This is a genomic window from Paraburkholderia bengalensis, assembly GCF_037126505.1.
GTDB classification, from domain to species: domain Bacteria; phylum Pseudomonadota; class Gammaproteobacteria; order Burkholderiales; family Burkholderiaceae; genus Paraburkholderia; species Paraburkholderia bengalensis.
Window position 1 is genome coordinate 1 of record NZ_JACFYJ010000171.1, and the last position, 9,136, is coordinate 9,136.

Consider the following 9,136-nt stretch of genomic DNA (forward strand, 5'->3'; position numbering starts at 1 on the left):
AATCCAACCGCATCCCCTTTGACTACAATGGCGCGCCTTGAGGACAGGAATGTTATGTTTTCAACGGCGACGCCGTTGCAAGGGAAGGCATGAAGGGCATGCTCTGCTCGATATTCGCGCGGCCTCCTCGAATCGCGTTCAAACGAGCCGGTTCAATGATAGGCGGATTGAACATCTATATTCGCGAAGTCGAATGACCTGTCGCCCTGTCCTCGATCAGCGGTTGGCGACCTGATACGGCCACGCAGAACGAAGCCATGTTAATGGCCGCTTCGTGAGCCGAAGCGCCGCCCGAATGGCCACACCACGGACGCATCCAACGACCGCTGCTGGCCCGAACCTGGAAATACGAGGGCGCCTCGAAGACTGCGATCCTTGCGAGATTCAACTCCTATTGCGATAACGGTGCGCGATGGGCGGTTCGAAGCCGATACCGCAAAATTCACATAGCGCCTTTTTTTCCCATGCCGACCGTTGGCCACTATCTGACGAACAGCTTCCCGATGTAATACGAGACGAAATCGTCCGGATTGACAGATTGACTGGTTGTCGTCCGGATTGATATTTCGACATAGTTAACATCATCCAGTATCTCAGCTTCCAGCCTCTGCTCGGCAGCTTGTCTATCGGATTCAGTCAGACCCGGTTCGATATAACCGATAACATGCCTTTCCCATATATCGTCGCCAGCCACAGGAACCGAGAACAGGAACCAACCGTCAGCATCCTGGAAATGCATCTCCTTGAACAAGTTTGCATACCGTCCCCGAAGGCGCGGCACGAATTCGATGCGCTGCCCGCCATTTTTATATAGTCTTAATATGGGATTGGTTCCTGCAATCAGCTTCGCATTCAGGATTGGCTTGACTGCGAAGCTAACTGTTCGCAGATTGCGAAGGTCCCAGTGGGCATTTCGGGAGACAGGGTAAAAAACATCGTTACGTCCGAATCCCCCTAGCTCTTCGAAGTCTTGTGTGTTCTCGATCGTGACTTCCAAAGCGCTGCCTCGCGCGCTCTCAACAGTGCGCAGGTAGCCAACCTTTGCACCCACCGTCTGAGAATTCCAGTACCCCCAATTGCTAGCATCGGTTAAGTCGGGCTTATGTTTACTCGGCGCTGCGTGGAAACCTGGGTGACGTATCGGAACGTCTGTTACCTTAAAATCGATAGGGACACCATCGAAGCGGTTAAAGTCAAACAAGTAAGGCCACCAGTTGTTGAGTATTCCGCCCTGGAACCCTTCTCCGTGCGGCAGATGAGCGAACCACCACTCGTGAAACGAGGCCGCTGAGAATACAAACGATGGATGCAATTCCGGTGAGGTACCGAACTCATCGGAGTACGATGAGGCACCCTCAACGAAATTATTGAAGGCTCCGTAGTCGTAGCCATTCAGTTTTCTCCTCGTTCCGGTGAACGATGGATACACAAACCAGTCGTCCGCGGCGGAATCAATATATCGTTGCCACGTTGGCCGGTCAAAATAGCAGTAGTCGTCCTTGCAAGTTCTCGTCGAAGTCGGAGGAAAATGGCTTGAACCAATATTGCCATTTCCTTTTGAGGCGTACGCAGTAATCGACCCGGAACTGGTACCGTTCCAGTCGTCGGTGAGCCGGTATTTTTCCCAGAGGTTGAGGAGGGCACTTTGAGTCGCGTGGCTAGAGCGGTCCGATGTATAGACCGTGTACGGCAAGTCGCGCGGCCATGACTCCGGGTGTCCATCTGAGATGGACGTCATGACGCCTTCCGCCATGTGCACATATGCGTCGTTAGCGCGCTCTTCCGGCGTAAACTGATTTATAAAGAATGATCGAGAGCACTTCACGTCGATAGGAACCCACGTGTTGTTAGTCGTGATGCCCGTACCTTGGATCGTCCGGTTTCCAACCAGTGCGTTTTCCAGGAACTCTACAGGTGTTTTAACTACCCAAACGTGATCAATGTCGCCTTTTTCTATGAGGTCTATGATTGAATAACCATTCAGGCCGAGATCTCGTCTTGTTACGAGATCCTTATAGTCGACAGTAGTCTCGCCCGGCCTCAACGTGGGCGTAACCGGCGACTGCACAATCCCGCCGTGATACAGTCTGAGATCGGCCGATCCGAGCGACGCAAGCTTAAGGAACTGTATGCGGTGTTTTAGAAAGGCGCTTTCTTTGACAAGCGGACTGTCGGGCGGTCCGAACGCTATCGCGAGCACTGTATACTGCGTTCTTATTGCAGCAGACTGACCTGTTCGAGCAATCAGACTTTCGGAAAAGGAAACAGGTGCGCCAGAAGAATTGGCTGCAGTAACTCTGTATTGATAGATGTGCTCAGGAACGAGGTCGAAGTCCGTGAAGTACCCAACCCTCGCTGAAGTGCGCCCCACCACTTTCCCGTCGCGAGAGACTTCATATTCGCTTGCAGCCTCCTGTGGCTTCCATCTAAGCGTAATCGAGATGGCATCGCTGGAAATTGCATGAAGCTCGAATGTTCGCGCCGTCTGATGGGTTCTTTGCTCCGGCTCCCAATTGCGTTGAGCAGAGGCGGCTATTGCAAACGCCACCAATAACCCGCAAACAACACCAGTCCCTGCGCTAACGAGTGGTGCGTTTATTGCACGTGTTCTCTGCTGCGCGCCGGGGTTGATCCAGAACCTGCGCGCGATGCTATTGCCTAATGCAATGCCGTGGAAAACAAGATGGAGGAGGGGTCGAAAGACAGATTTCATGCTTCGCCTCCGAACTTGTCCATCGGCAAAACCAACGGCTTACTGCACCCACGAGTACTCTGTAGAAAGAATAGTTCACGGCAATTCGGGTTGCGTGAAAAATGTGTTACGGTTGCCAGTTCATTACGTATCCTCCCCCCACAGTTAACCTCGGTATGGCGTACAGGATGGTGGCCTGAGCAAGCTTTACTCTTACCGTGTTGCGCTTAAGCACGAGCTTGCAGAATTGCGCCGTACAACGCGCGCTGGTTACCGCGCCGAGTACACACCCGACAACCGGAAAGTGCCACGATAGCTATCATTTGTTGCTGGGCTCGCATCGCGGACAACACGCCGATTAGCGGTAGCAGGTACGGTAGTCAGGCGCCGCTCTGCGTCCTCCAACCGCACGGCGGCTAGATCTCTCGCTCCCGTCCGTCGCTGGCTGCTGCCGACGCGGGCTTCGATTGCGATTTCTCGGATTGAGTGCCTAGCGGTGCTTCATTTCACAGAGCCTGCATCGCGATGACAGCCCGTCGGGAAACACTTCGCGGCGAGGAAATCTGACCAGCACGAATGCCCAATCGTGGCACGATTGCCGGAAATGCAGGCGAAATGAAGTTCGCGATCTCTAACTGGATGCGAGCGGTTCGTTCTGCGTGGTGATCGCATCCTCACCGGCAACGCGACGTAAGCCCGCACCTTGACTTTCGAGCAGGGCAATGTTTTCGTGGATGAGGACTCTCGAGTGTCTTCTTTCGAAACCGGTCAACGCCAGTTGATCGATCAGCCTGCATCCGAGTTCGATACGCGATGAAGTTTCTGGTCCATACACAGCGATGAACTAGTGAATTCGCCCGACTGACCGCAATATTGAACGGCCTTGCTCTGTCAGACGTGCCTGTTCGTCCCCCGACGCGAGCTTTTCCAGCAAAACCAATTGCCGCTCGCATAACGCATCGAGATCGCCAAGGTCGAGATATTCCGATTGCTGGTTAGTCTCAAGCAGCATGAGCGCTGCGATTTCGTGTGGGCTGAGCATCATCGTCTCCTTAAATCCGATGTCCACGCATCGTCGTTGTCTTCAAAGAATAGATGCTCATCAGAAGCAGTCGACGCGCAATTTGTCGCATAGGGGGTCGTGAGAGAAGCCGCTATGGCTAACGCCGTTCCTTCGAATGTCGGTCAGCAGGATCGATCCAGACGCGCCCGAGTGACCACGGCGAAGCGCCGTGCGCCGTGGCTTGCCATTGCCTGCATTGCATCAACGAGAGCGAGCGGCGTCGCCGTTCTTGCCATGATCATGTTTGCGGACGGACACTGAAACCTGTAGGCGGTCGTTTACAACCCCGGGGCTCACGACCGGGGAGCGGTCTGATGCAGATCAATCCGGTGCAACTTCGCCGAATTACCCTAAGCAGGGTGATAGCGCCACACCCGTGCTTCACAACGCCGCCAAACGAGACATGACATTATTCCTGATTGCACTCAACGTGTTCGCATTCACGATCGAGGCGATAAGCCCTGAAGCGCTGATCGACCGCTATGCGCTGTGGCCGCTGCAAACAGCGAACAGCGACGCTCGCGCCTTCCACGTCTGGCAGCTTTTGACATACAGTGCGCTGCACGCCAATCTCACGCATCTGGTCTTCAACATGCTTGGTCTGTTCATGTTCGGCAGCGACGTGGAACGTGTGCTCGGCGCCCGCAAAACGTTGATGCTCTATGTGGCAAGCGTCGTATGCGGCGGGGTAGCACAATTGCTCACCTTGATGCTTGCAAGCGCCCCCTATCCGGCTATCGGCGCGTCTGCCGGCGTGTTTGGCGTGCTTATCGCGTATGCCGTGATGTTTCCGCGGCGGCGCGTCGTGCTGCTGTTTCCGCCCATTCCGATGCCGGCATGGCTCTTTGCCACCGGCTATGCAGCGGTCGAACTGTTGCTAGGCGTGTCGCGGACAGCGCCGGGGGTCGCACATTTTGCGCATCTGGGCGGCATGGCCGGCGCCGTTGTACTCATCGTCTTCTGGTCCCGCAAGTCGCATCACGACGCTTGACTGAACGATCGCCACTATCTGGAAACGATGCACGGATGAATGCGCGTATGCATCAATCTATCGATCGAGGAGTCAACCATGACCGACACCCAATTACTGACCTGCGAACCGCTGCCGGTGGTGCACCGGCTCGCGCCAAAGGCGATGCCCCCGCTTTCATCGAATCGCCCAGACCAGATATGTCATCCGGTGCGCCGGTGGTGAAGGCGCTTGCCTACGGCATCAACCGGCCGCGTGAAGCGGCCCCGCTGCGCCCTCGGCGCACGCATTCGAACCGGCACATGGATTCCAGACGAAAAAAAAAGCGGGCCGTTCACTCAAGCCCGCCTTGCATCCGCGTCGGTCCGTACTTAATTTCCTCACCAATACGAGTCTTGCGACGCAGCGGAATCAGTTGACCGTCAGGCGCTTTTGATCGCTCGGCGCCCGTTTCGGAAGGCTCAGCGACAGCACGCCATCCTTGTACTCGGCCGTCGCTTTCGCGTCGTCGACTTCACTCGCCAGCGAGAACGAGCGGCTGAACGCCCCGGAATAGCGCTCGCGCCGGATGACGCGCTCGCCATCCTTCTCTTCCTTGTTCCGCTCGACCTTCGCGTTGATCGAGACGATGCGCCCGTCGATCTGCACATCGATATCCTTTTTGTCGACGCCCGGAAGCTCGGCTTTCACCGTGTAGGCACCTTCGCTCTCCGTCACGTCGATTTTCATCGAGGCAAGTTCGGCGTCCTGCGTCGTCGCCATCGATCGCATCGGCCGGAAAAGTCCCTGAAACAGATCCGAAACGACGGGCTCCAGCGAGAACGGGTCAAAACGCGACAGATTGCTCATTGCATCTCTCCTTCAGGTAAGCAGGCCAGGACATGGCCCCGGTTGTCCGACTGCTAACGCCGGCTCACAGCGCATTTGCGGCGCATGATGGTCGCAGATGTGCGATTTTCACAGGCGAGCGCGCTATGCGCCAATCGACAGGTGTTTGATGAACTTGCGCGCGCAGGGTCCAGACCACACCGCAACGACGCAGCCGACTCCCGTTTCTACTCCACATCTTTCTTCGATTGCGCGCCGCTCTTCATCGAATCTCTGCGCTCCGACCGGCACGGACGCCGATAATGCATCTCGATCTTCAGCGCTTGCTATTGCCCGAAGCGATGTCTTCAGCGTAACCGTGAGCGAAGACATGCCGTTGATCAAGGTCAATTACGCGGCGCGCGCAGGTGCCGGTTTCAACCCTCGCAGGACGTCTCGTCATGCTGCCCGGCTTCGATCTGCGCACCAGCGCCTTCGCCCGCGGGAGGCGTTAAAGCACAGTTGGCATCGTCGATCACCTTGCGCAACATGTCCCGATCAAGCACCTCTCGCTCGAGAAGGAGACCGGCAATGCGTTCGAGAGTTGCGCGCCGACCGGAGAGTGTCGCTGTGACGCGCGCATGCGCATCGTCGAGCAGACGCCTCGTCTCCTCGTCGATCAGGCGTGCCGTGTCGTCGCTGCAGAGCGAGCCGCGCCATCGGTCGAGCCCCGACATGCTGGGCTGATCCGTTGAGTCGCCAATCGTCAAAAGCCCTGTGCGTCGGCTCATCCCATAGCGGGTAACCATGTGCCGGGCTATCGCCGTCGCCCGGTCGAGGTCGTTCTCTGCGCCCGTGGAAACGTCGCCGAATACCAGTTCCTCTGCGACACGGCCGCCGAGCAGTGCATCGAGCCTGTCGAGCAGCTCGCTTTCGCGCAGCAGGTACCGGTCTTCCGTTGGTACCTGCTGCGTATAGCCGAGCGCGGCGACGCCACGCGGGATGATCGACACCTTCTTGACAGGATCGCAGTGTGCGCGGAATTGCGCGACGAGAGCATGACCCGCCTCGTGATAGGCGATCGTCGTCTTCTCCTGCGCATTCATGACGCGGCTCTTGCGTTCCATGCCGGTCATCGCGCGGTCGATCGCTTCGTCGAAGTCCGCCATATCGACGGCCTGCTTGTCCGCCTCGGCAGCATGCAGTGCCGCCTCATTGACGACATTCGCGAGATCGGCGCCAACGAATCCGGGCGTACGCGATGCCAGTTCGTTCAGGTCGATGTCCGCCGCGAGCTTGACATGCCGCGTGTGCACGGCGAGTATCTGGCGCCTCCCATTCAGGTCGGGCCGGTCGATGGCGATATGCCGGTCGAAACGGCCTGGACGCAGAAGAGCCGGATCGAGTGTTTCGGGGCGGTTCGTGGCCGCCATGATGATGACCCCGGAGTTCGATTTGAAACCATCCATCTCGATCAGCAACTGATTGAGCGTTTGTTCCCGCTCGTCGTTGCCGGAGGTCAGGCCCACGCCTCGCACCTTGCCAAGTGCATCGAGTTCGTCGATGAACACGATGCAGGGTGCTTCCGCTTGCGCCTGCTCGAACAGATCGCGCACACGCGCCGCCCCCACGCCGACGAACATCTCGACGAACGCAGCGCCGCTGACCGAATAGAAAGGCACGCCCGCCTCTCCTGCAACAGCTTTGGCAAGCAAGGTCTTGCCTGTGCCGGGCGCACCCACGATCAGCACACCTTTCGGAATCTTGCCGCCAAGTCGCCGATAGCGCTCCGCGTCCTGCAAGAATGCGACGATCTGCCTGAGCTCGGCTTTCGCCTCGTCGATTCCCGCGATATCGTCGAAGCTGATGCCCGTTTCGTTCTGCACCAGGATGTGCGCGTTACCGCGGCCGATCTTCGTGTACTGCTGCAAACCGCCTGAACGCCGCGATAGCAGATTCCATGCGGCAAACAGCATCAGCAACGGAAGGGCCCACGACAACAGCATGCCGGGCCAGGCGCTGTCGAAGCCGCCCGAGTAACGGATGCCTGCCGCAGCGAGGGTATCGGCAAGCCGGTCGTCGGCGACGCGCACGGTCGTGAAACGCCACGGCTCACCGTCGTTGTTCACGGCGAGCGCATCGGAAGCTGGCAGCAGCGACGTGGCGCCCGGCATCTTCAGCGCGCCGGATATGCGGGTCGGCGTGATCTCCAGGTCGGTCACCAGCCGTGCGGTGACGAGTTGCTGGAAGTCGCTATAGGCGATCTCCGTCGCCAGTCCTCGCAAGGTCAGGAACTGGAGCACCATGATGGCAACAAAAAACATGGTGACGGCGGCACCCGCCAGATCGGACCAGCGCGGCGGTTTGCGGGCGCCGCGCGAAGAGCGCTGCGTGGACGTCATGATTTTTCTGGAACAACGAGAAGGGGCATGTCCGTCAACAGCGCGACAGCAGCCGCAACGCTTCCATAGCGCCAGCGCGCTTGCGGCCCGGCGCCGTGCGTGCCGATGATCAGCAGATCGGCCCGCCATTCGAGTGCCGCGTGCAGGATCGCGTGCGCCAGCCTGTCGCCCGGCAGCGCTGCCGTGAGTACGACCGTGTTCGGCGCGCGCGCCTCGCCCGCTTGCGCTTCCGGTTCACACGACACGAACGCGCACCGCAACGTACCCGAACCCGAGACACGTTTCGCTTCAGCGACCGCGCAGCGCGCACTGGCGCTATCGTCGCTGGCGACGAACAGCCGGCGCGGTGGAACGTGAAATCTTTGCGACACATCGGCAGGCAGATACAGGACGTTGCACGCAGCGGCCTGCGCAATATGCGCAGGAGCGGGTTCGTCCGTGAGCACGATGTCAGCGCCCCAGCGCTTTGCCAGTCCCGCGATCGAATCGCGGATGTTCGCGCCCGCGCGTGCGGACGGCACAAGGGATTGAGTCGCGTCGAGGCCGCGCGCTGCCAGCGCGCAGCGTACGGCGTCGGCCCGCGCGACGCCGCGCACCGCGCGGTCGCCATATTCCCCGGCGCATGTTCCGCGATCCGCCTCGGCGACCGTCGCAACGTGCACGACGGCATCGCGTGCCGCCCATGCGTCCGCATACTGCACTGCGGTGGTCGGCCACGCGTGATCGCGAACCACAATGAGCACCCGGCGGTAGCAGCCGCGCACGCGCAGATGATCGGCCGCCACGCTCATGCGACGCCCAGCCGGTCGATCACTTCGCGCACGCCTTTCACCTGCGACGCGGCGAGGCACGCAGCATGCTTTTCGTCCAGCGACCCGACGGTGCCCGACAGCGTCACGATGCCGTCGCGAGTCTCGACCGAGATGTTGCCGATTACCTGCTTCAGCCGCTTGTCCAGCGTGAGCGAGATCTGCGCGATGACGTCGGCTGCGGACGGGTCGCGGATCGTGAGCCGGTTGCTCACACCGACCACACCTTCCATGTTGCCGATCGCCAACGCCACTTCGCGACGCTGTGCTTCCGTGTCCACCGATCCCGTCAGCGTCACGCAGCCGCGCTCGGTTTCCACGCGCACGCGGGCGACGGGCAGGCCGGGCATGCGCGAGAGCGTCTCGAGGATTCGCGCCGCGAGCGACTCGTCA

At 59.1% G+C, this 9,136-nt stretch carries 8 protein-coding genes; 2 read left to right on the forward strand and 6 right to left on the reverse strand.

Annotated elements, in window-relative coordinates; all coding sequences use genetic code 11:
* Nucleotides 1-481: 481 nt before the first annotated feature.
* Both H3V53_RS41460 and H3V53_RS41465 read right to left on the reverse strand, forming a co-directional pair.
* Entirely contained in the window at nt 482-2,713 is a 2,232-nt protein-coding gene (locus tag H3V53_RS41460) for a fibronectin type III domain-containing protein (protein WP_336602779.1), read from the reverse strand.
* 823 nt (nt 2,714-3,536) lie between these two features.
* Entirely contained in the window at nt 3,537-3,734 is a 198-nt protein-coding gene (locus H3V53_RS41465) for a hypothetical protein (RefSeq protein WP_054920041.1), read from the reverse strand.
* 424 nt (nt 3,735-4,158) lie between these two features.
* Between H3V53_RS41465 and H3V53_RS41470 the strand changes: the two genes are divergently transcribed.
* Complete coding sequence (locus H3V53_RS41470; protein ID WP_336602784.1) at nt 4,159-4,746, forward strand: rhomboid family intramembrane serine protease; 588 nt, start codon at nt 4,159-4,161, stop codon at nt 4,744-4,746.
* 78 nt (nt 4,747-4,824) lie between these two features.
* Nucleotides 4,825-4,950 (forward strand): hypothetical protein, encoded by a 126-nt coding sequence (locus H3V53_RS41475; protein WP_336602780.1) that lies wholly within the window; start codon nt 4,825-4,827, stop codon nt 4,948-4,950.
* Nucleotides 4,951-5,136: 186 nt separating this feature from the next.
* Here H3V53_RS41475 and H3V53_RS41480 read toward each other — a convergent pair whose 3' ends face one another.
* The 4 genes from H3V53_RS41480 to H3V53_RS41495 form a co-directional block, all read right to left on the reverse strand.
* Nucleotides 5,137-5,574 carry an Hsp20/alpha crystallin family protein gene (locus H3V53_RS41480; RefSeq protein WP_336602781.1) on the reverse strand — a complete coding sequence of 146 codons (438 nt, stop codon included), beginning with the start codon at nt 5,572-5,574 and terminating at the stop codon, nt 5,137-5,139.
* Between the two features lie 395 nt (nt 5,575-5,969).
* Nucleotides 5,970-7,934: an ATP-dependent zinc metalloprotease FtsH gene (gene ftsH / locus H3V53_RS41485; RefSeq protein ID WP_419539743.1), complete on the reverse strand. Its 1,965-nt coding sequence runs from the start codon at nt 7,932-7,934 to the stop codon at nt 5,970-5,972.
* Nucleotides 7,931-8,725, reverse strand: a complete 795-nt coding sequence (locus H3V53_RS41490; protein ID WP_336602782.1) for a universal stress protein — start codon at nt 8,723-8,725, stop codon at nt 7,931-7,933. The genes ftsH and H3V53_RS41490 overlap by 4 nt, the downstream gene beginning before the upstream one ends.
* A partial coding sequence (locus H3V53_RS41495; RefSeq protein WP_336602783.1) for a BON domain-containing protein occupies nt 8,722-9,136 on the reverse strand: 415 nt, incomplete at its 5' end. The genes H3V53_RS41490 and H3V53_RS41495, both read right to left, overlap by 4 nt.

Bases quoted from the DNA above. Each gene is read 5' to 3' on its own strand.
- H3V53_RS41480 (WP_336602781.1), bottom strand. From the start codon at position 5,574: ATGAGCAATCTGTCGCGTTTTGACCCGTTCTCGCTGGAGCCCGTCGTT.
- H3V53_RS41470 (WP_336602784.1), top strand. From the start codon at position 4,159: ATGACATTATTCCTGATTGCACTCAACGTGTTCGCATTCACGATCGAG.
- H3V53_RS41490 (WP_336602782.1), bottom strand. From the start codon at position 8,725: ATGAGCGTGGCGGCCGATCATCTGCGCGTGCGCGGCTGCTACCGCCGG.
- H3V53_RS41460 (WP_336602779.1), bottom strand. From the start codon at position 2,713: ATGAAATCTGTCTTTCGACCCCTCCTCCATCTTGTTTTCCACGGCATT.
- ftsH (WP_419539743.1), bottom strand. From the start codon at position 7,934: ATGACGTCCACGCAGCGCTCTTCGCGCGGCGCCCGCAAACCGCCGCGC.
- H3V53_RS41465 (WP_054920041.1), bottom strand. From the start codon at position 3,734: ATGCTCAGCCCACACGAAATCGCAGCGCTCATGCTGCTTGAGACTAAC.
- H3V53_RS41475 (WP_336602780.1), top strand. From the start codon at position 4,825: ATGACCGACACCCAATTACTGACCTGCGAACCGCTGCCGGTGGTGCAC.